Source organism: Geobacillus thermodenitrificans subsp. thermodenitrificans DSM 465 (assembly GCF_000496575.1).
GTDB lineage: Bacteria > Bacillota > Bacilli > Bacillales > Anoxybacillaceae > Geobacillus > Geobacillus thermodenitrificans.
Genome location: NZ_AYKT01000001.1, coordinates 1 through 20,782, shown reverse-complemented (window position 1 = coordinate 20,782; position 20,782 = coordinate 1). Strand labels below are relative to the sequence as shown.

Annotated in this window: 18 protein-coding genes, 1 pseudogene and 1 riboswitch; of the genes and pseudogenes, 7 read left to right on the top strand and 12 right to left on the bottom strand. The window is 45.5% G+C overall.

The features are described 5' to 3' along the window. Positions 1 to 75 precede the first annotated feature (75 nt). Complete coding sequence (locus tag DSM465_RS0100105; RefSeq protein WP_029760345.1) at positions 76 to 2,358, bottom strand: ribonucleoside-diphosphate reductase subunit alpha; 2,283 nt, start codon at positions 2,356 to 2,358, stop codon at positions 76 to 78. A 128-nt stretch (positions 2,359 to 2,486) separates the two neighbouring features. Next, positions 2,487 to 2,683: riboswitch (cobalamin riboswitch) on the bottom strand. 188 nt (positions 2,684 to 2,871) lie between these two features. On the opposite strand from DSM465_RS0100105, the gene DSM465_RS0100100 reads away from it, so the two are divergent. The 4 genes from DSM465_RS0100100 to DSM465_RS0100085 all read left to right on the top strand — a co-directional run bounded on the left by DSM465_RS0100100 (position 2,872) and on the right by DSM465_RS0100085 (position 6,641). Next, positions 2,872 to 3,882, top strand: a complete 1,011-nt coding sequence (locus DSM465_RS0100100; protein WP_008878888.1) for an ATP-binding cassette domain-containing protein — start codon at positions 2,872 to 2,874, stop codon at positions 3,880 to 3,882. 1 nt (position 3,883) lies between these two features. Further along, on the top strand, positions 3,884 to 4,675 hold the full coding sequence (locus DSM465_RS0100095; RefSeq protein WP_008878889.1) for an ABC transporter permease: 792 nt from the start codon (positions 3,884 to 3,886) through the stop codon (positions 4,673 to 4,675). A gap of 230 nt (positions 4,676 to 4,905) precedes the next feature. Continuing rightward, on the top strand, positions 4,906 to 5,580 hold the full coding sequence (locus tag DSM465_RS0100090; protein WP_008878890.1) for a response regulator transcription factor: 675 nt from the start codon (positions 4,906 to 4,908) through the stop codon (positions 5,578 to 5,580). Beyond that, positions 5,577 to 6,641 (top strand): sensor histidine kinase, encoded by a 1,065-nt coding sequence (locus tag DSM465_RS0100085; protein ID WP_011886998.1) that lies wholly within the window; start codon positions 5,577 to 5,579, stop codon positions 6,639 to 6,641. Before DSM465_RS0100090 ends, DSM465_RS0100085 begins: the two co-directional genes overlap by 4 nt. Before the next feature lie 218 nt (positions 6,642 to 6,859). Here DSM465_RS0100085 and asnB read toward each other — a convergent pair whose 3' ends face one another. The 11 genes and pseudogenes from asnB to DSM465_RS0100020 form a co-directional block, all read right to left on the bottom strand. Beyond that, the gene (asnB, locus tag DSM465_RS0100080) at positions 6,860 to 8,767 is read right to left on the bottom strand and encodes an asparagine synthase (glutamine-hydrolyzing) (protein ID WP_011886997.1); all 1,908 of its coding nucleotides are present in this window, start codon (positions 8,765 to 8,767) and stop codon (positions 6,860 to 6,862) included. Positions 8,768 to 9,284: 517 nt separating this feature from the next. After that, positions 9,285 to 9,506, bottom strand: a complete 222-nt coding sequence (locus DSM465_RS0100075; RefSeq protein ID WP_008878893.1) for a hypothetical protein — start codon at positions 9,504 to 9,506, stop codon at positions 9,285 to 9,287. Between the two features lie 112 nt (positions 9,507 to 9,618). Further along, the gene (locus DSM465_RS0100070; RefSeq protein WP_008878894.1) at positions 9,619 to 9,834 is read right to left on the bottom strand and encodes a hypothetical protein; all 216 of its coding nucleotides are present in this window, start codon (positions 9,832 to 9,834) and stop codon (positions 9,619 to 9,621) included. A 5-nt stretch (positions 9,835 to 9,839) separates the two neighbouring features. After that, on the bottom strand, positions 9,840 to 10,145 hold the full coding sequence (locus DSM465_RS0100065; RefSeq protein ID WP_049756676.1) for a ferredoxin family protein: 306 nt from the start codon (positions 10,143 to 10,145) through the stop codon (positions 9,840 to 9,842). Then, the gene (locus DSM465_RS0100060; protein WP_029760344.1) at positions 10,127 to 11,422 is read right to left on the bottom strand and encodes an FAD-dependent oxidoreductase; all 1,296 of its coding nucleotides are present in this window, start codon (positions 11,420 to 11,422) and stop codon (positions 10,127 to 10,129) included. The genes DSM465_RS0100065 and DSM465_RS0100060 overlap by 19 nt, the downstream gene beginning before the upstream one ends. Further along, positions 11,415 to 12,464 (bottom strand): electron transfer flavoprotein subunit alpha/FixB family protein, encoded by a 1,050-nt coding sequence (locus DSM465_RS0100055; RefSeq protein WP_008878897.1) that lies wholly within the window; start codon positions 12,462 to 12,464, stop codon positions 11,415 to 11,417. The genes DSM465_RS0100060 and DSM465_RS0100055 overlap by 8 nt, the downstream gene beginning before the upstream one ends. 76 nt (positions 12,465 to 12,540) lie before the next feature. Continuing rightward, positions 12,541 to 13,356, bottom strand: coding sequence for an electron transfer flavoprotein subunit beta/FixA family protein (locus DSM465_RS0100050; RefSeq protein WP_008878898.1), 816 nt, complete (start codon positions 13,354 to 13,356; stop codon positions 12,541 to 12,543). A gap of 412 nt (positions 13,357 to 13,768) precedes the next feature. Beyond that, positions 13,769 to 14,284 (bottom strand): DoxX family protein, encoded by a 516-nt coding sequence (locus DSM465_RS0100045; RefSeq protein ID WP_008878899.1) that lies wholly within the window; start codon positions 14,282 to 14,284, stop codon positions 13,769 to 13,771. Positions 14,285 to 14,624: 340 nt separating this feature from the next. Then, positions 14,625 to 14,944, bottom strand: a pseudogene (locus DSM465_RS18660) (enoyl-CoA hydratase). Positions 14,945 to 15,211: 267 nt separating this feature from the next. After that, the gene (locus DSM465_RS0100025; RefSeq protein WP_029760341.1) at positions 15,212 to 16,057 is read right to left on the bottom strand and encodes an aldo/keto reductase; all 846 of its coding nucleotides are present in this window, start codon (positions 16,055 to 16,057) and stop codon (positions 15,212 to 15,214) included. 219 nt (positions 16,058 to 16,276) lie between these two features. Next, positions 16,277 to 17,470, bottom strand: coding sequence for an MFS transporter (locus tag DSM465_RS0100020; protein ID WP_029760340.1), 1,194 nt, complete (start codon positions 17,468 to 17,470; stop codon positions 16,277 to 16,279). Positions 17,471 to 17,660: 190 nt separating this feature from the next. On the opposite strand from DSM465_RS0100020, the gene DSM465_RS0100015 reads away from it, so the two are divergent. The 3 genes from DSM465_RS0100015 (at position 17,661) to DSM465_RS0100005 (ending at position 20,396) form a co-directional block, all read left to right on the top strand. Then, positions 17,661 to 18,032 (top strand): winged helix-turn-helix transcriptional regulator, encoded by a 372-nt coding sequence (locus DSM465_RS0100015; protein ID WP_008878902.1) that lies wholly within the window; start codon positions 17,661 to 17,663, stop codon positions 18,030 to 18,032. Between the two features lie 391 nt (positions 18,033 to 18,423). Beyond that, positions 18,424 to 18,912 (top strand): PH domain-containing protein, encoded by a 489-nt coding sequence (locus DSM465_RS0100010; protein ID WP_008878903.1) that lies wholly within the window; start codon positions 18,424 to 18,426, stop codon positions 18,910 to 18,912. Continuing rightward, positions 18,909 to 20,396, top strand: coding sequence for a PH domain-containing protein (locus tag DSM465_RS0100005; protein ID WP_008878904.1), 1,488 nt, complete (start codon positions 18,909 to 18,911; stop codon positions 20,394 to 20,396). The genes DSM465_RS0100010 and DSM465_RS0100005 overlap by 4 nt, the downstream gene beginning before the upstream one ends. The last annotated feature ends 386 nt before the right edge of the window (positions 20,397 to 20,782 follow it).

Sequence of the window (20,782 nt, the reverse complement as noted above, 5' to 3'; positions counted from 1 at the left end):
TAGGCAACCCACTCACCGGACATCTCTTCTAACATAAGAAACCCGATCCGACAAATAGCATGGCGTTGTCCGCGGTCAGCTCGCACAAGCATCACATTCTTCCATCGTCCCTGACGTTGAGCGGACATAATACGTCGTTTTCAGCCCCGACTTCCACGCCGTCAAATGCAACTCCAACAATTCTTTCGCCTTAATCGTATTCATGACGTAGAAGTTAAACGAGATTGCTTGATCGATATGGCGCTGACGGGCAGCGTTTTGTCTAATGCTCCAACGCTGGTCAATATAATACGCTGATTTGTAATACCATGTCGTCTGTTCGTTTAAATCCGGCACCGTAACAGGAATCTTATAATCTTTCTTTTCCTCGGCATACACTTTTCGAAAAATCGGGTCAATGCTCGCCGTGCTGCCAGCGATGATCGATGTCGATGCGTTTGGGGCGACCGCCATGAGATAGCCGTTGCGCATCCCGTAGCGTGCCACCTCTCTCTTCAACCGATCCCAATCCCGTTCGCCGTGGTTTTTGTAGCCACGCCGCTCAAAATAAGCACCCGTTTGCCAATCTGACCCTGAAAACCCCGGGTAGCTCCCTTTTTCTTTCGCCAGCTCCATGCTAGCTTGTATCGCCAAATAAGCAATCGTTTCATACAGCTCATCAGTGTAGCGGACGGCTTCCTCTGACTCCCAGCGAATCCCTTTTAACGCCAACAGATGATGCCAGCCAAATGTACCGAGACCGACAGCACGGTATTTTTTGTTCGTCAAGCTTGCTTGCAGCACAGGAATGTTGTTCAAATCAATGACATTATCAAGCATCCGCAGTTGAATCGGAATCAAACGTTCGAACACTCCATCGGTGACGGCGCGCGCCAAATTGATTGACGATAAATTGCAGACGACAAAATCGCCCGGTATTTTTTCGATGATGATCGTTCCATCTTTCACATATTGCTGCTTCGTCACCGTCGGACTTTGGTTTTGCGCAATTTCCGTACAAAGATTGCTGCAGTAGATCATGCCAAGATGGCGGTTGGGATTTTGCCGGTTGACTTCATCGCGGTAAAACATAAACGGCGTCCCCGACTCGAGCTGGCTGCGCATAATGCTTTTCATCACTTCAATCGCTGGCACTTTTTCTTTTGACAGCCTTGAGTCATTGACGCATTGCCAATATTTCTCGCGAAAGCTGCCACGCCCTTTTTCCTCATCATAAAAGTCTTCGAGGCTAAACCCCATCACCTTCCGCACCTCATGTGGGTCAAACAAATACCAGTCGCCTCGCTGTTCGACTTGTTCCATGAACAAATCAGGAATGCAAACACCGGTAAACAAGTCGTGCGTGCGCAGCCGTTCGTCGCCGTTATTGAGCCGTGCATCAAGAAAGGCAAAAATGTCTTTATGCCACACATCTAAATAGACGGAAATCGCCCCTTTGCGTTGCCCTAACTGATCAACGCTCACCGCCGTATTGTTCAGCTGTTTCATCCACGGAATGACGCCTGACGAAACACCTTTAAATCCTCTGATGTCGCTGCCGCGCGAACGGATTTTGCCAAGATAGACACCGATGCCGCCGCCTGACTTCGATAAATTGGCAATGTCAGTGTTGCTGTCGTAAATCGCCTGCAAGCTGTCATCCACCGTGTCGACAAAGCAGCTTGACAACTGACCGTATGACTTCCCGGCATTGGCAAGTGTCGGCGTGGCCACCGTCATATATAGGTTGCTTAACGCCCAATACGCTTCCTTCACCAACTCGAGGCGCCGCTTAGGCGGTTCGTTCACCATCAAGGTCATAGCAATGATGAGAAACCGTTCTTGTGGCAGTTCGTACAGCCGCCGCTCATAATCGCGGGCCAAATAACGGTCAGCGAGCGTGCGCAACCCGATATACGTAAACAACAAGTCTTTGTCTGGATCAAGAAATGAGCCAGCCGTCTCGATCTCTTCTTTTGTATAACGCTCAAGCAATAGCGGGCTGTACACCCCTTGTTCTGTCAAAGAAACGATTAATGAATAAAAATCACCATACCGCTCGCGCGCATCGTACCCGCGCTGCCGTGCCGCCTCGCGGTACATCATCCGCAAATACAACCGCGCGCACACAAACGTCCATTCCGGCTCCTCTTCACTAATGTACGACAACCCTTCTAAAATAGCGGTTTGATACAGTTGATCAACGGTGACGAACTCTTTTCGACTGAGAAGCTGCCATACACGCTCTTCATATTCCTCAAGCGACAAACGGACAAAGCCTGCCGTCGCCTGCTCAATTAACGCGGCAAACTCTCTGCGCGAAAGCGACTTCTCTTTTCCTTGATCATCAACAACAATGGATTTCGTGACCGCTGTCATTCGTTTTCCCTCTCCTTCAATAAAAAAATCCGCTCGGGTGAACGAGCGGATGAAACGACAGACAGAAAAAGGCATACGATTCCTTTTTCTATTTCCCTATCGTTTCATCTTCTCACACCCCGAAGAACATGAAACTTCCAAGCAAGGCAGGTCTCCTGACTCGTGCATCGTCCTACTTTGGGTCCTTCCCAGCGGCGTGCCGTGCAAGCTTTCACCGCCAGTGGCCATCCCATTTCGTCCGCACATACAGTTGCGGGGGCAGTTCCGGATTCGCACCGGATTCCCTATTAAGTCCTGATGGACACCATTGCTTGCAATCACCATATGTAGTTGTTAAAGCAAACAAACACAACGATATATAGTATTTATCATGTTACTGGAACAAGCATATACCAAAACCGGGAAAATTGCAAGAGTGGGTAAATCAAAAAATTGTTCCTTGTTCACATTCTGTTCATAATAGCGTGCTACGATTTGCCATGTACAAATCATTGTAAAGAGGAGGACACAAAAATGGGACACAAACACCGCTCCGCTTCCGAGCATCAAGAGTGGGCAGTGGAAGCGCACGGATTGGTAAAAGTTTTTGGCGACCATCGGGCCGTAGATGGCCTCGAGTTGCGTGTACGTACCGGCACGATCTATGGAGTGCTTGGACCCAATGGCGCCGGCAAGACAACAACCATTCGAATGTTGGCGACCTTGTTGCGCCCGGATGGCGGTTCGGCCCAAATTTTTGGGTACGATGTTGTCAAGCAACCTCAAATTGTCCGACAGTTGATCGGTGTCACCGGCCAATATGCGTCCGTTGACGAAACGCTCAGCGCTGTAGAAAATTTGATGATCTTTTGTAGACTTCTCGGACTGAGCCGAGCAGAGGCGCGACGGAAAACAAGTGAATTATTGGAGGAATTCGGCTTGACAGAAGCGGCCAAACGCCCGTTAAAACATTTCTCGGGCGGCATGCGTCGGCGCCTCGATCTCGCCGCCAGCCTGATCGCCCAGCCGCCGCTCATTTTTCTTGATGAGCCGACCACGGGTCTCGATCCGATCACACGTAATCAAATGTGGGAAACGATCCGCCGCTTAGTCCGCATGGGATCAACCGTGCTGTTGACGACCCAATACTTGCAAGAAGCGGATGAATTGGCGGACCGCATCGCCGTGATTAATCACGGCCGTGTTGTCGCCGAAGGGACCCCCGATGAACTCAAAACATCTGTCGGCCAGTCGTCATTGCAAGTCAAATTGCAACAACCGGAAAAGATCGAAGCGGCCAAACGCATCATTGAACACGTTCTCCGTATCCGGTCAAGCATATCTGCAGAAACCGGGAACATCACGGCGTCAATGGCCGATCCGGATCAAGTGACGGACGTGCTTGTCGCTTTGCGGCAAGAGGGGATCCGCTTAGCCGAGGTCAACGTCCAAAAACCAACCCTTGATGAAGTCTTTTTAGCCATTACCGGCCATGGAACGAAAAAAGATGAAGAAGAATTCAGCGTTCTAAGGGAGGTTCGATAGAATGAACACTCGCCAACTGAACAGCCGTACGAGCATTTCCCAAGCGGTGCGAAACTCGTTTACAATGGCCTACCGCGGTTTGCTGAAGGTACGGCGTACGCCGGAACAACTATTTGACGTCACTTTCCAGCCGATCATTTTCACGTTGATGTTTACTTATATCTTTGGTGGAGCCATCGCCGGAAATGTGGACAACTACCTGCCAATGATTATTCCCGGCATTCTCATCCAAACATTGATCGGCGCCTCTGTCGCTTCAGGAGTCCAACTTCGGGATGATATGGACAAAGGTGTGTTCGACCGCTTTAAATCATTGCCGATCGCCCGCATCGCGCCGTTGGCAGGGGCGTTATTAGCCGATGTCGTTCGCTATGTCATTGCCGCTGTGCTGACGTTTACCATCGGATTTCTCATCGGCTATCGTCCGGAAGGAGGTGTCGCCAGTGTGGCGCTTGCCATCGTGTTCTCCATCGGGTGCACGTGGGCTGTCAGCTGGATATTTGCCTTCTTCGGCGTCATTGCCCGCAATGCAGCTAGCGTACAAGGAATTTCCATGTTGGCGCTGTTTCCGCTTATGTTTCTTTCAAATGCGTTCGTGCCAGTCAAGACAATGCCTGACTGGCTGCAATGGATTGCCAAAGCCAATCCCCTTTCCCATATGATCACGGCCGTTCGCGAACTAACGAACCATGGCACGATTGGCACTGATTTTATTATTTCTTTAATCGGCGCAGGAGCGATTGTCGCGATTTTTGCCCCGATCACGGTTCGTGTCTATATGCGCCGCGCATAATCATGGGGGATGTCTGACACTTATCCCCCGAACAGCCAAAACCAACAAACAGATTCATTCACGATCTGACGTCAGGATGAAAATAAGGAACAGATGGGCTGCTACATTAACGGAAACGAACGAAAACATCGGACGAATAGCGATGAATGGCGAGCAATACGCCCGCTACATTGACGGGGACGAACGAAAACGGCACAATGGAAAAGAGAACGCGTGGAGGGAAGATGACAATGGCCCGAATTTTAGTTGTCGATGATGATGCACATATCCGCGAACTCGTCAGCCATTTTTTAAGTTTGGAAGGATTGACAATCCACGAAGCAGCTAATGGAAAAGAAGCACTTGACGTGCTAGAAACGACGAAAGTAGATTTGGTCATTATGGATATTATGATGCCGGAAATGGATGGGTGGGAACTATGCCGTGAACTGCGCGACTATGACGATGTTCCCATTCTGATGTTGACCGCTAAAGGGGAAACGAGGGAAAAAGTGAAAGGATTTTCTCTTGGGGCAGACGACTATCTCGTCAAACCGTTTGACCCCCTTGAACTTGTCGCCCGTGTCAAAGCATTGCTTAAACGGTATCGTATCGCCACCTCGCAAATCGTGCAAATTGGCCATTTGTCGTTAAACCGCAAGACGTACGAATGCCGTTTGGGAGACGTGGAAGTCCCTTTGCCACCAAAAGAATTCGAACTGCTTTTTCAACTGGCCAGCTATCCCGGTAAAACGTTCACGCGCGACGAATTGATTGAACAGATTTGGGGTTACGATTATGAAGGAGATGAGCGAACCGTTGATGTTCATATCAAGCGGCTGCGTGAACGGTTCGCTCAGCCGAACGCTCCCTTTTTCATCCGCACGATTCGTGGACTCGGCTATCGGCTGGAGGCACGCCAATGAAACGATTATGGTTTGTGTTTAAATCCATCTTGACCGTGATCGCTGTGATGTCAATCATCTGCCTCTTTTGGTCTGCGGCATATTTCATCACAGAAGCGATCTACACCCGATTCGCTTGGCAGCCGCATCCGCTCGTTCGGCAAATCATTTCATCGATCTTCGGCTTTTTGCTATTCGGGATGACCATGAGCGCGATCGGTCCTTTTTTGCGAAAGCGCGAAAGAGTATTTTGGCACCACTTAATAGACGCCATTAATCGAATCGCCAAAGGCGATTTTCGAGTGAATCTTCAGGTTGACTGGGGCGGACGGCATCATCCGTTTGCCGAACTCGTGACACGCATTAACGACATGGCCGCAAATTTGCAGGCCATGGAAGACATGCGTCAAGAATTTATTTCCAACGTTTCTCATGAGATTGGCTCTCCGCTAACATCGATTCGTGGATTTGCCCGCGCACTCAAAAACGAGAACTTAAGCCAAGAGCAGCGGATGCATTATCTTGATATTATTGAAACTGAATGCGTAAGACTGTCAAAGCTAAGCGAGAATTTGCTGCGGTTGGCGATGTTAGATTCTGAGCGCTACCCGCTTCATCCGACATCCTATCGTTTGGACACGCAATTACAAACGCTCATTCTTCACTGCGAGCCGCAGTGGGCGGAAAAAGACGTGGACATGTGTGCCGTGATGGAAAAAGTATCGATTACAGCTGATGAAGATTTGCTCAGTCAAGTGTGGCTGAACTTGATCCATAATGCCATCAAATTTACACCGAAAGGAGGAACAATCACCGTCCAGGTTCAACGCCGTGGCGAACAAGCCATCGTCACGATTTCTGATACAGGGCCGGGAATTCCAAAGCATGACCAACCCCGCATTTTTGAGCGGTTTTATAAAGTCGATAAATCCCGCCATCGCGCCGCAGGCGGCAGCGGGCTCGGCTTGGCGATCGCGAAACAAATTGTGGATATGCACCATGGAACTATCTCCGTTCAGAGCGAGCCGGGAGAAGGAGCGACCTTTACAGTGGAACTTCCCATTCGCGGTCCCTTTTCTTGACCTGTTTCTTACGGAGAAACAGGTCAAGAAGGGGGTTTTTTATTCCGTGAACACATACGTTTCCAACCGTTGCTCATTTGAGGGAAAACGTTGTGGAATCCTGCTTTCCGCATCAAACGGGAGCTGACTCCCCCCTTCACTGCTGAACTCCTTTTCTGTTTGCAATCATCAAAAAAGGAGTCCCGGCTACACTCCCGAGACCCCTTTTCAGTTCGCTGCTATGCCTCCAAAACAGATGTTGACCACTTTTCGTCTTGTACAGATAAAGCAAAATCGTATTTCTTTTCTACATAGACTTGGTGCCAGATCATAAACGCCAAGACGGTCCACAGCTTGCGACTATGATCCGCTTTCTGCTGGGCGTGCTCATCGAGCAAACGGTATAGCACATCCTTATGGAACAAATGGTCAGTTTCACTTTCATAGATAAGTCGTCTTGCCCAGTCATACATTTCATTTCTCAGCCAATGGCGAATCGGCACCGGGAACCCTAGTTTCTTCCGGTTTAACACATGATCCGGCACGATGCCTTCAGCGGCCTTGCGCAAAATGTATTTTGTCGTACCGTTGGCTGTTTTCATGTCAGGAGCAATTTTGGATGCGACTTCAAACACCTTTCGATCTAAAAATGGAACCCGCAGTTCGAGCGAATGAGCCATCGTCATTTTATCCGCTTTTAATAAAATATCGCCTCTTAGCCATGTATGAATGTCAATGTATTGCATCCGGTTGACCGGAGGGTAATGAGACGTTTCTTCATAAAAGGGAGCCGTAATCGTTGTATACTCGCGCCCTTTTTGATATGTTTTGAGTAATGCCTCTTTTTCGTTTTCGCTATACATTTTCGCATTGCCAACATACCGTTCCTCGAGCGGCGTCGTCCCGCGTTCTAAGAAACTTTTTCCTTTCATTCCATCCGGAAGAAGCTTCGCGATCATCCGCAACACAGCTTTCACCACGTCTGGCATCCGCTCGAACAGCCGCAGTGACTGCGGTTCGCGATAAATATTGTAACCGCCAAACAGCTCGTCTGCCCCCTCACCGGAAAGCACGACCGTAACATGTTTTCTCGCCTCACGGGCCACAAAATAGAGCGGCACAGCTGCCGGATCAGCTAATGGGTCATCCATATGCCACATGATTTTCGGAAGCTCGTCCATATACTCCTGCGGGGAGATGACATAGCTGATATTGTCCACACCGAGCTTCTCCGCCGTTTCTTTGGCAACATCAATTTCGCTGAACCCTTCCCGCTCAAACCCGACAGAAAATGTCTTAAGATGCGGATGGAATTGCTTGGCGATGGCCACGATCAACGATGAGTCAATCCCGCCTGACAAAAACGCTCCAACCGGCACATCGCTGCGCATATGCACGTTCACCGAATCAAACAGCGCCTCGCGAATTTGTTTCACAAGCTCCTCTTCCGATTGGCGAACAGGCTGGAAGGATGCTTTCCAATAACGGTGAACGGTGAGCGGTTCCCCAACTTTTTTCTTGATATAATGCCCTGGTTCCAACTTGTAAATGCCAGACGACATCGTCAATGGCTCAGGGACGTATTGGAAGGTTAAATAATGTTGTAGAGAATCATGCTCCAATGATTCATGCCCCAACGCAAACAAAATGCTTTTCTTTTCTGAAGCAAAAAATGTGCGACCCTCTTGTTCCGCATAAAAAAATGGCTTAATACCAAACGGGTCCCGCGCCGCAAACACCGATTTCTCTTGCTTGTCCCAAATGACAAACGCAAACATCCCGCGCAGCCTTTCGACTGCTTTTTCTTTTTCCACGCTATAAAGAGCAACAATCACTTCAGTATCAGAGTGCGTCGCGAATTGATGCCCCTTCGCCAACAGTTCTTCCCGCAATTCAATATAGTTGTAGATTTCCCCGTTAAAGATGATCCAGTAGCGTTCGTTTTCGTAAGAGAGCGGCTGATGCCCTGCTTCTAAATCGATAATGCTTAAACGTCGAAACCCGAAAGACACGTAGTCATCAAAAAAATACCCTTCATCATCAGGACCGCGATGGGTAATAAGACCGTTCATTAGTTGAAACATTTCGTTCCATTTTTTATTTCTTATTCGCGGATGATCGTGAACACAACCGATAAAGCCGCACATAATGTTGATTCTTCCCCCTTGGTATCATCGTTCTAAAAGAAGATTGTTGCTTTACGCTCATAAAAGGCAGAGTTTGGCCAATCAACAGAAGATGAATGTAATTTAGTGTCAACCCCCCACATGATAAAGGCCCTGTGTATGATGTTTTTATATATGGGGTTTCATGGAAAAGTTCCATGAGCAAACTTTGTTCTTCACCCGATCATGAAAACGGCGGCTCAACGCACCCACATTTTCACGGAAAAAGCCAAGCCTCCCATAGGTAAAATATCCGCGGTGCGAAAGAACTCCGAATCACCGGATGCTCACCGTTGGGACGACCCAAAATAGGGCTCAGAGAGGCGAAAGGCGGCTTTCGTCGTGAAACGAAGAAACGCCCTCTTCAAGTCAAGTGAAGTGGAAATCATTCACTAAATCAATGAACAGATAAGGCTAGAACAAAAGAATTATCAAAGAACACTTTCATTTTATTACAAGCTGATTTGAAATTTAAAGGTTTTTTGTAAAAAAATAGTTGTTACATTTTCACTCCCGAATATATAAACGTTAAAACCTCCAATATATTACCGGCAAAATATAAAAAAATAATTTCCTTCAAAGGAACAAAATAACAAAAGATAGTCCCTACACCTAAAAAAAGCGAACGGCGTGATCTCCCGTTCGCTATGGCATGAACCCATTGCCCAAACCGTTTCATCACTTGATCCAAACGGATGCCGTTCATCAGCTTGATTGTCATACACAGCATCCGCAAATCAGCAATTTCCAATGAAATTTTGTCTTTGCACCGTTCATAACCAAACCTTTCCTAGTGAGCACGGAGGGCTGCCCATGCACACAAAAAACCACCCTTACAACGGGTGGTTGACATCAGAGGAAACATGTTCGGAAGAAACACGGATTGTTTGTCTTTTCGTCAACTCAACATCGACCGTTAACAGCTCTTTTTTCTCCCAGCTGACAAAACGGTCTTCCCATAACACGTGGCAGGAGTGATCGTTCATTTCAAGCACGATTCCCCTTGCCCCATCACGGGCGAAAACGACGCAATCCCCGATTTGGAACATGGCGATCACCCTAACCGAAAGACGATCCCGTGGCCGCCTCTCGGATACTCCCAACGAATATTTTCATATGGACAGCCGATGCGGCAGCTGCCGCATTCATGACATCCTTCATAACCAACATGCATCCGTGTTCCCTCCCATTTATATACCGCCGCCGGGCAGAAAATCGTGCAAATTTTATCCGGACATTTCGTCAGGCAAATGTCGTGGTCAAGGACGTGAAGGTGTGATTTCGTATCGGCATTAAATCGGACTAAATATTGCTTTTCCTCAATGGTTGACGAATGGCTCATTATTTCATCACCTCCCATGCCTTAAACACATCGCGCGCCAATTTGAGTTTTTCTTTCATCGAGCCAAGATCGCGCCAAATTTTTCTCTGTTTTTCCCACTTCGATGCTCCATCGACGGTGAACATATGGCTAGCCGCCCGGTTGAGCAGCGGAATATAGCGTTCAAAATATTGCGGGAACGCATCAAAATGATGGGTGGCATCTTTATACTTCTTCAAGTCTTGGACAATAAAGCTTTCCATCAGTTTCAGGCGATAGTGGTCAAGCATGCTTTCCGAGAAGTCGTTGTACGTTTTGGCCATAATGATCGTTTCGGCTGCCAAGCGCCCGGAAGTCATCGCCATGTTCGAGCCTTCACGGTGAATGGCGTTGACGAGCTGGGCGGCGTCACCGACGACAAGCACGCCGTCGCCGACGACTTTCGGCATCGAATGATAGCCACCTTCCGGAATCAAGTGCGCCAAATACTCGACCGGTTCGCTCCCTTGAAGATACGGTCGAATCATTGGATGGTTTTTCACGTATTCAAGCAGCTCATACGGCTTAATCTTATGCTTAATCAGCCCGGAAAGCAGCGTGCCGACGCCGATGCTTAACGTATCTTTATTCGTATATAAAAACCCTGTCCCTAAAATGCCTTTCGTCGCATCACCGAGCAGTTCGATCGTGCATCCTTGCCCTGGTTCGAGATTGAAACGCTCTTCAATCACTTTTTTGTCCAACTTTAAAATTTCCATTGTTGCTAAGGCAACTTCATCCGGCCGCCATTCGCGATGAAACCCGAGCTGTTTCGCCAAAAGCGAATTGACGCCATCAGCCAGCACAACGACATCGGCGTATACCTCGCCATCTGGACGGTCAGTGCGGACACCGACGACGCGGCCGTTTTCGACGATGCATTCGAGTGCCACCGTTTCACAAACAAGCAACGCTCCTTGTTCGACCGCTTTCTCGGCAAACCATTGGTCAAATTTCGCCCGCAAAACGGTAAAGTTGTTATACGGCTCGCGTCCCCACTCCAATCCTTTATAGCTGAACGTCACCGCTGACTCTTTATCCATCAACATAAACCGCTGTTCAACAATCGGCCGCTCGAGCGGCGCCTCTTTATAAAACTCAGGGATTATGTCTTCCATCATTTTTCGATAGAGCACGCCGCCCATGACGTTTTTCGATCCTGGATATTCGCCGCGCTCAAGCAACAATACGTTGACTCCGGCTTTGGCGAGCTCATAGGCACAAGCCGTTCCGGCCGGACCCGCTCCGACGACGATACAGTCAAATTTTTCAGGCATGGCGGATTTCCTCCTTCGCATCGGCTGATGCTTTTAATTTCGGGATCTCTTCTTTAAACCGTTTGATTAATAAAGGCACAATCTCCAACGCATCGCCGACAATGCCATAATGGCACGATTGGAAAATGGGCGCGTTCGGATCTTTATTGATGGCGATGATCAGTTCGGAGTTTTGCATGCCGACAATATGTTGAATCGCTCCTGAGATGCCGATGGCGAAATAAATTTTCGGCGTCACCGTCACCCCGGTTTGCCCGACTTGGTGATGGTGGTCGATCCAGCCGGCTTCAACGACATCACGGCTAGCGCCGACCGCGGCGCCGAGGACATCCGCCAGCTCATGGATAAGCTGAAATCCTTCTTTGCTGCCCATTCCTTTGCCGCCGGCAACGACGATATCCGCTTCATCGATACGCGCCTTTTTTACTGTTTGCCTTACGACTTCAAGCACTTTCGTCCGCATCTCCTCCTCGCGCAGCTCGATCCGCTCTTCAACGATTCGGCCGGTTCGAGTCGGATCTGGCGGAAGAGCCTTCATTACTTTCGGCCGGACCGTCGCCATTTGCGGGCGGTACTTTTTGCATAAAATCGTCGCCATAATGTTGCCTCCAAACGCCGGTCGGCTTGCCAACAATAATCCCGTGTCTTCTTCAATGTCAAGAATCGTCGTATCCGCCGTCAATCCAGTCGGCAAATCCGTGGCAATCGCGCTCGCTAAGTCTTTTCCTGTCGGCGTCGCTCCGTATAACAGCACTTCCGGCTTATACTTTTGGCAACAGTGAAGCAATGCGCGCATATACGGTTCTGTGCGGTAATGGGCAAAAATCGGATCGTCATAGACGTAGACAACGTCGGCCCCATAAGCGAACAACGTCGGAGCGAGCTCTTTGATACCGCTTCCAATCAACACTCCGCCAAGTTCCGTGCCGCGTTTATCCGCGAGCTTTCGCCCGGCCCCAAGCAATTCCAAGGAAACAGGGGCTACCTTTCCGTCTTTTACTTCAATATAGACCCATATCCCTTGGTAATCAGCCAAGTTCATACTTTATCCCCTCCTTGTGAACATCAAACATTCCTTTTCGCTCCTAGCAGCGAGCCAAGCAGGTTCAGGAACGTTGCTACGATTGAAACAACTCTTTTTTCTCAAGCACGATCGAAAGCAGCTGTTCTACTTTTTCTTCTGTCGTCCCTTCGAGCATCTCACCGCCTTTTGGCTTTGGTGGTGTCCATATTTTCGAAACAATTGTCGGGGAACCTTTTAATCCTAACTGTTTGCGGTCAACGTTTTCCAAATCGTTTGCGGTCCAAATTGTCGGGTAGTATCGTGCGGCTTTAATCATGTTGGGTAAAGGTGCAAAGGAGATGTCGTTAATTTCCTTTTCAACCGTGAATAAACATGGGAGCGTCGACTTCACGACTTCATAACCATCTTCGAGCTTGCGGTGGACAATCGCATATCCTTTTTCTTTGTTAATTTCAACGACCTTGTTCACACCGGTGAGCGGCGGAATATCCAAACGCCGGGCAATGCCTGGCCCCACTTGGCCTGTATCACCGTCGATGGTCATTTTTCCACAAATAATCAAATCAATCGGCCGTTGTTTCGCGATTTGTTCCAACGCCTTCGCCAGCGCATAGCTCGTCGCCAACGTATCCGCCCCGGCAAACGCGCGGTCGGAAATCATATACCCTTCATCAGCACCAAGCTCAATGCACTTTCGAATCGCTTTTACTGCCGGCGGCGGGCCCATCGTCAAGACGGAAACGACGCCGCCATATCTTTTTTTCAAGCGGACAGCTTCCTCTACAGCATGCGCATCATACGGGTTTAAAATCGCCGGGGCGCTCGCGCGGTCGATCGTATTCGTCTTCGGGTTGATCTTGGCGACCTTCGTATCCGGCACTTGCTTAATACAGGCTACAATATGTAGCATACATCCACCTCCCAAAATGGTTTATTTTCCTATATTCATATTCTAGCGCAGCCAAGAAATTTCCTGAAGTTTTTGTCAAATATTTTGCTATTTTGTTCAAATTTCTCGCAACTTATTTACTAGAAGGGAGCAGTATCAAAGGCGAACAACATATATATTATAAAAATAATATAAATATCATTTTGACGATCTGCTAAAAGAGTTTGTCAAAACGGATAAAAAGCCACCCGCTTTTTAAAAGTTGAAAGTGTCCCACTTCCAGCTTAAGATGATCCATCCTTCTATTTAAAAGGGCGATCGTGATCATAGATTTTGGTTGCTACAGCGAACGGCCGCTTCCTTCCATATCGGAGAAGAAGCGGCCGTTGGAATAAAGAAGAAATCCGAAACAGCTTACGCAGCGTGATGGCGGTTATTTATGCACTACGGCCGGACGATGCGGACGATGCATTTTATCCGTCCACCGTTGGCGGAGATAAGGCAACACCCAACGATCTAAACCGTATCGTCCCGCATTGGCCCCGGCGACGAGGATGAAGACGGTCAGCAGCACCATTTGCGGGTTCGTGCTCGTCGTGCCCGAGAACATGAAGGCGAAGTTCATGACCGCTCCCATGAGCGCAGCAAAAGTCGTAAACAATCCAAGAATCAGTGCGATGCCGACGAGAAATTCGCCCCATGGCACGAGGAAGTTAAACAATCCAACATTCGGCAGTGCTACGTTTTCGATAAAGGCTGCCCACCAGCCTTGCACAGCTGGATGTTCGCCTGTGGCCTTCGCCAACGTTCCTTTTAAAAACCCTGAAGCATCAAAGCCGTTCGTCAGTTTTCCCCACCCTGCCACCATCCACTCATATCCTAAATACAGCCTCAATACTACCATCAACGCTGATGCTGTAACGTGTTCACGCAACCATTTTACTACCATTGTATGTCTCCCCTCTCATTTTGGAAGATGTTCCTTACACTTTCATCATACTCCTTTTTCCGACAAACGGAATAACTTTGTTCAACATTTCACAATCTGTTCAAAAAGTTATGGCGAAATGGTGTCTAACCACTTCACCCGCAAAATACGGCGATCTATCCGTTTTCCCAAACCGACATCATGGCCATGAGCGTGAACTTGCTAACCTCATCCATGAGGCCACAACTCGGGACCAACAGCCCATCAAATGACAACAAAGAAATTGATTGTTCAGATGTCGTTTTCTTTCCTAGGCCCAAATGAGTGATTTTCCTTTTGTAATAGGTAGAAACGCAAGTTTTCAATGAGAGAGCCTCTTTCGGTTCATCGTAGTCCAACTTCGAAATTTCTTCACTCTCCCAATATATCCTATAAAAAATCCCGACTTCTCAATGTTCACATCCCAACGGATCGTATCCCCCGTAAACAAAGGGCGCAAACACTCAACATTCACCGTGCGCGCCAAGATGTTATCATCCCCACCGATCTTCGTTGGCAACGTCGTCGTCAGCAATCCTTGAACGACAAGCCTTCCTTGTTCATATGGGGTGACATGATGAATGCCGCTGTCACCAGAAACGTCCAGCCGAAGGTGATGACATCCCCTGTTTTCAATGGCATAGGACTCTCCCCTTGTTTTTTAATATAAAAAATAGGATGCAATAATTGCTCAATCACTCTAAAAATTACACTAGATCACTGAAAAAACAAACAATCCCTTGCAGCCTTGTGACTCAAGGGATTTCATTTGATGATTCTGACTGGGGTAATAATCTTTATACTAATCTAGTCTTGAGCTTCCTTTAGTCCCATAAGGTACTTCTTTTCCGTTTATGAGCCTCTCCCCCTTACGAGCCATTAAGAGATGGGTCCTTCTCGGCGAACATGTTAAAAATCAAAATTGTCTGGGTCTGGACCGACTCGATGATTCTGATTCAGACCATCAATCTTCTTCATATCTTCTTCCGTTAACTCAAAATCAAATACTGATGCGTTTTCAACAATGCGATGTTCTTTTGTAGTTTTCGGAATGGTTACAACGCCGTTTTGTAAGTCCCAACGTAAAATGACTTGGGCAACAGATTTGTTATACTTATTTGCGATCTCTTGTAAAACCTCATTATTTAGTAATTGACCTTGCATTAATGGAGACCAAGCTTCTAGCTGAATCCCATGTTCCTGACAAAACAACTGAAGTTCTTTTTGGGTTAAACGCGGATGGTATTCCACTTGGTTCACCATTGGTTTAATTTCTGCGTCTTTCATCAAGTCTTCAAGATGATGGATTTGAAAATTACTTACTCCAATAGCTTTTACTCGTCCTTCTTTATAAAGCGTCTCTAATGCTCTCCATGCATCTTTATACTTACCTTCTACAGGCCAGTGAATGAGATATAAATCTAGATACTCTAAACCAAGTTTAGTTAAGCTCGTTTCATAGGCTGCAATCGTAGATTCGTATCCTAAATCGGTATTCCAAACTTTCGATGTCACAAATAGCTCTTCTCTAGAAATACCAGTTTCTTTCATCCCTTCACGAATACCTTGACCGACTCCCACTTCATTTCCATAAATAGCTGCTGTATCAATACTGCGATAACCGTGTTTAATGGCTGTTTTGACAGCATTAACTAGCTCGGGACCTTCTTCTACTTTAAACACTCCGATACCAAACCAGGGCATTTTTACACCGTTATGCAAAGTAGTTGTATCTTGTAAATTTTTTGCAACCATAACTTGACCTCCTAATGATTAAGAATTGAAATTGGTTTTAAACAGTGTTGCTGTCTATGTAAGTATCCATCACCTCCCTCTAAGCAATATTTTATATTTTTTAGTTAATAAACCGATTTATACCAACAAAGAAAGCAAGCATAGTTGATAGTCATCGCATTCTGTAAACGTATATTGAAAGGTTGTTTTTTTGAATGTCTTTCCTTCTTTATCTAAATTTTACGCAACACTTTTTTGATCTTTTCGCTCTAGGGTTCGACTCCAATCTGTTAAGATCACAGCTCCTAGAACCATTAATGCTCCTATCCACGGTGTATGAATAAGTCCAAGCAAATCGGTGATTACCCCACCCAGGTACGATCCGATTGCGATTCCAGCGTTAAATGCTGCAATATTAATCGCAGAAGCCACATCTACTGCACTCGGTACAAAACGCTCGGCTAACATTACTACATATACTTGCAGTCCCGGCACGTTCATAAAAGCTAGCAATCCCATTAAGATGATCGTAATGAATGCAGCTGCTTTAAATGGAGCTGTGAATGTTAAGATACAGAGCACAATGGCTTGCACAATAAACATATAAAATAATGCACCAATCGGATTTTGATTAGACAACTTTCCACCCATCACGTTACCAATCGCAATGGCAACTCCATAGATAAGTAGAATGACAGCAACTGTCTTCTCATGAAATCCCGTGATCTCTTGAAGAAGTGGAGATAAATACGTAAAGACAACAAACGTACCTCCATATCCTAAAGCCGTAATGATAAATAAAAGCAATAAGCGGCCATTTGTCAAAAGCTTGAACTGATCACCCAATGTAGTACGAGCACCTTTTCGTAAATTCGATGGAACAAGAATACCGTTGGCGATGAAAGCAATAATGCCGACAACAACAATAAATATAAAAGCAATCCTCCAGCCGAATTGCTGCCCAATGAATGTGCCAAAAGGTACACCCGTAATAGTTGCTACGGTGAGACCTGTGAACATAATGGAAATAGCACTAGCTCTGCGATTTTCCGGTACTAAACTTGCTGCGATCGTGGAGCCAATTGACATAAATACCCCGTGTGAAAAAGCCGAAAGCACACGAGCGACTAACAACACACCAATACTAGTTGCACTAGCAGCAATGCTATTTCCGATAATAAAAATAATCATAATCCAAAGTAATAACGATTTACGTGACATATTCGATGTCACAGATGTCAGGATCGGTGCTCCAAAGGTTACCCCTAAAGCATATAAGGAAACGGTTAACCCCGCCGTTGAAACAGAAACGTGTAAATCTTGAGATATAAGTGGTAATAGTCCTACACTAATAAATTCCGTTGTCCCAATGGCAAAGGCACTCACTGCTAATGCCAGCAATGCCAATGTACTTCGTTTTTTATCTAAAGTCATTTTTTTGCCTCCTAATCATTGTTTCCATCTATGCAAACAAACGATATACAAAAGAGGATGGTGAAAACCGGCCGGCAAATGTTATTATGATACATATAAATTACTCAGGAAAGTACGTACTTTTAAGTAATATAGACACTTAAAAGTACTATAGATACTTTTTAGTACCTATCGGTTAGGAGGAAGAAAAATGCAAAAAAAGAAGTATAATATTCCCGTTGAAGCAACATTAGAAGTGATAGGCGGAAAATGGAAATGCGTAATCCTTTGCCATCTAACACACGGTAAAAAACGGACAAGTGAGCTAAAACGTCTTATGCCCGGCATTACACAAAAAATGTTAACTCAACAACTACGCGAGTTAGAAGCAGATGGGATCATTAATCGCATTGTTTATAACCAAGTTCCTCCAAAAGTGGAATATGAACTTAGCGAATATGGATGGAGTTTAAAAGAGATTTTAGACTCTTTATGTGCATGGGGAGAAAAACATATTACCAAGGTATACGGTGATAAATTTACTGTGTTAGAGGAGAGCGTTTTAAATGATAATCTAAAATAACACACATTGAATAGATACGAGCAGAATGAATAAGTGAAAAAATGCAAATACAGAAGAATGACTCAAGGCTCACGTTTAGAAAAAACGTGAGCCTTGAATTTTTTAATGAAATTCCCTAAACCTAAAAAAAGTCATATATCATTCCATCTTTCTTCAAAAAAATCGCCCGATTGTTGAAGTTTGTTTTTCATCTCATACTCATATCCTGTGGGCTATGCGAAGAGCAAAAATGTATCTCATAGCCCAAAACATTTCCTTCAAAGATCTCTCACTTTTCGAAATAGCTGTTTTACAAAAATTTCAATCACAGCTTATTCAAACGAAACTTTTTTTATCACTTACCGTAAGTGAAATTGCATGGATAATTTTCCAACTTAAAGGAGAGAACCGTATGGAAGTACAGTATCAACAAATCTCACCTAAAGCGATGAAGGTGCGCAATTTAAATGAACTGATTACATCACTCATTTCCCTTGTCGTTATAACTGGACTTTATTTTTCCACAGATTATTTTAACTGGTGGAACTGGCTACGGTATGTTTGGATCGCCCTGTTTATCATTACTATCATTGGTATTCCGTGGACGTATTTTGTAAGCTCACCGATATACTATAAAACGTTTCGATACGGGCTAACGGATGATTTTTTATACATTAAAAGCGGGGTTTGGACAAAAGTGGAAGTTGTAGTGCCGATGACAAAAATACAATCCATTGAATTGATTCAAGGCATCATTATGCGAAAATATGGTGTCCGCTCCATTGAAATTAAAACGATGCAAGGCGGCGTTACCATTCCACATATTGAGGAAGAAGTTGCCATAAAGCTCCGCGATGATATTTCGAAGCTTGCCCGTTTAAAGGAGCTTGATGAAAGATGACGTTTCGCTATTCCAAGCTAAAACTATTCTATGACATGCTAGACCTTATCAAAAACAATCTGTTTATACTGTTCATTTTATTCCTAAATGCAGGTAGTAACTCTATGTTCATGAATATTGTGCAATGGGGTGCGATTGCGGTTTTCGGATTCAGTTTCCTGTTTCGCATCTATGAGACATTATTTACTAAAGTGGTATTTGCTGAAGATGGTATTCATATACATAAGGGCCTATTTTCTAAATCAGAGCAATTTATACCGCGCGAAAAATTTGAGAATGTGCAAACGCAGGCAAATGTTTTGCAACGATTATTTGGCGTACAATCGATCACAATGGAAACAGGTGAAGCGACTAGCGATGTGACATTGAAATTTGTAAGCAAAGCAGATTGCATCAAGATAGAGGATTATGTTTTACGAAATGGGAATCAAGAGAAACAGGTTGGGGAAGCCATCCATGTATCTGAACGTCAAGTTCTTTTTACTACTACCATTCGTGATATTTTGAAAGCGTCCCTTTTGTCTTTCAGTTTTTTAGCCATCATTCCTATTGGCTTAAATATATGGTCAGATGTACATCCAGAGAAATACATTAATGTAGATACGGTGATGTCTCATCTTTCAGGATGGCTGCTCATCTTGCTCGTCTTACTTGCCGTATTCGCAGCTGTCGGTATCGGCGTCTTTAAAACGTTTAATAGCTACTATCAATATACCATTTCAATGGACAATGAACGCATTTATGTACAAAAAGGCTGGCTTTCTAAACAAAGCTTTTCCATTCGTAAAGACAAAGTACAAGCGGTCATTTACAAACAAAACGGCTATCAAAAGTTGCTCGGTGTGACAACCATTAAGCTGATTTCAGCAGGGGAAATTTTGCCGAGTGAGGACCAAAACCTTAATGAATTTTTCCCGTACTTACCGACGGAAAAAGCACATGAATTAATAGCCATCATGCTGCCAGAATTTCAACTGCGTAGTATGACACATTATGCATCCCCTAAAGCAAAAAAGTTGATTTGGCTTCGGCCGCCTATTTTTGCAAGCCTCGTTGCTGCCATTGGATTTTGGAAACCACTTTTCTTTATTCTTGGTGCGATTGTGTTGGTGTTTACTTATATCAACCGCATTCGAGAATACCGTCATACAGCGTTTCGGTTAGAAGATACACATGTGCAGCTTCGCTCAGGTGCCTTTACAGTAGAAACACTCGTAACGAAACGCGCAAAGTTGCTTGAATTGCAATTTGAGCGTTCTTTGCTACAGCGAATGTTTGGTGTCATGAGTGTAAAACTGACCAATCGTGCACACCCGGTTCACGTAACAACGTTATTAGATATCGATTCTTCTCTACAGCCGTTGATCACCTCTTGGTTTGAAGCGCGCACAAAAGATGTGGAGATTGATCCACATTCACAGTACAGTTCTTTAAAGCAAGAGGCTTGTCCGATTCCTTCTTACGTTGAAGTGAATAGCAAATAAATCACCTACCAGCAGCATATGAAATGATGCTGCTTTATTTTTTCAAAAACATCATGATAGTTAACCATTTATATCTTAATTGAAAAGGAAGCATCCAATCAGATCGATGCCCTGCTATCAAAATCAAACGAAAAATGCTTCGGTACCAAAATGGCACGACCGTCATTTGAGTAAATGCTATAAAAAACGAAAAGCTTGAAATCCTTGATACATGCAAGGATTTCAAGCTTTTCACTTTAGTGATTCCGACTGGGCTCGAACCAGCGACCTCCATCCTGTCAAAATAGAAAGGGGAAAAACAAGTGAGTTAAATACGTAAAATGAGTTAAATCGAATTAAAATGTGTCTTGAAAAAATATGGCTCTTCACCACAAAATGTACTTGAC

What these genes read in the sequence shown, in the direction of transcription:
- DSM465_RS0100060 (WP_029760344.1), bottom strand. Translation starts at nt 11,422, where the DNA reads ATGCCTGAAAAATTTGACTGTATCGTCGTCGGAGCGGGTCCGGCCGGA.
- DSM465_RS0100095 (WP_008878889.1), top strand. Translation starts at nt 3,884, where the DNA reads ATGAACACTCGCCAACTGAACAGCCGTACGAGCATTTCCCAAGCGGTG.
- DSM465_RS0100010 (WP_008878903.1), top strand. Translation starts at nt 18,424, where the DNA reads ATGGAAGTACAGTATCAACAAATCTCACCTAAAGCGATGAAGGTGCGC.
- DSM465_RS0100065 (WP_049756676.1), bottom strand. Translation starts at nt 10,145, where the DNA reads ATGGGAGGTGATGAAATAATGAGCCATTCGTCAACCATTGAGGAAAAG.
- DSM465_RS0100055 (WP_008878897.1), bottom strand. Translation starts at nt 12,464, where the DNA reads ATGAACTTGGCTGATTACCAAGGGATATGGGTCTATATTGAAGTAAAA.
- DSM465_RS0100070 (WP_008878894.1), bottom strand. Translation starts at nt 9,834, where the DNA reads ATGTTCCAAATCGGGGATTGCGTCGTTTTCGCCCGTGATGGGGCAAGG.
- DSM465_RS0100105 (WP_029760345.1), bottom strand. Translation starts at nt 2,358, where the DNA reads ATGACAGCGGTCACGAAATCCATTGTTGTTGATGATCAAGGAAAAGAG.
- DSM465_RS0100085 (WP_011886998.1), top strand. Translation starts at nt 5,577, where the DNA reads ATGAAACGATTATGGTTTGTGTTTAAATCCATCTTGACCGTGATCGCT.
- DSM465_RS0100020 (WP_029760340.1), bottom strand. Translation starts at nt 17,470, where the DNA reads ATGACTTTAGATAAAAAACGAAGTACATTGGCATTGCTGGCATTAGCA.
- DSM465_RS0100050 (WP_008878898.1), bottom strand. Translation starts at nt 13,356, where the DNA reads ATGCTACATATTGTAGCCTGTATTAAGCAAGTGCCGGATACGAAGGTC.
- DSM465_RS0100025 (WP_029760341.1), bottom strand. Translation starts at nt 16,057, where the DNA reads ATGGTTGCAAAAAATTTACAAGATACAACTACTTTGCATAACGGTGTA.
- DSM465_RS0100045 (WP_008878899.1), bottom strand. Translation starts at nt 14,284, where the DNA reads ATGGTAGTAAAATGGTTGCGTGAACACGTTACAGCATCAGCGTTGATG.
- DSM465_RS0100015 (WP_008878902.1), top strand. Translation starts at nt 17,661, where the DNA reads ATGCAAAAAAAGAAGTATAATATTCCCGTTGAAGCAACATTAGAAGTG.
- DSM465_RS0100100 (WP_008878888.1), top strand. Translation starts at nt 2,872, where the DNA reads ATGGGACACAAACACCGCTCCGCTTCCGAGCATCAAGAGTGGGCAGTG.
- DSM465_RS0100005 (WP_008878904.1), top strand. Translation starts at nt 18,909, where the DNA reads ATGACGTTTCGCTATTCCAAGCTAAAACTATTCTATGACATGCTAGAC.
- asnB (WP_011886997.1), bottom strand. Translation starts at nt 8,767, where the DNA reads ATGTGCGGCTTTATCGGTTGTGTTCACGATCATCCGCGAATAAGAAAT.
- DSM465_RS0100075 (WP_008878893.1), bottom strand. Translation starts at nt 9,506, where the DNA reads ATGACAATCAAGCTGATGAACGGCATCCGTTTGGATCAAGTGATGAAA.
- DSM465_RS0100090 (WP_008878890.1), top strand. Translation starts at nt 4,906, where the DNA reads ATGGCCCGAATTTTAGTTGTCGATGATGATGCACATATCCGCGAACTC.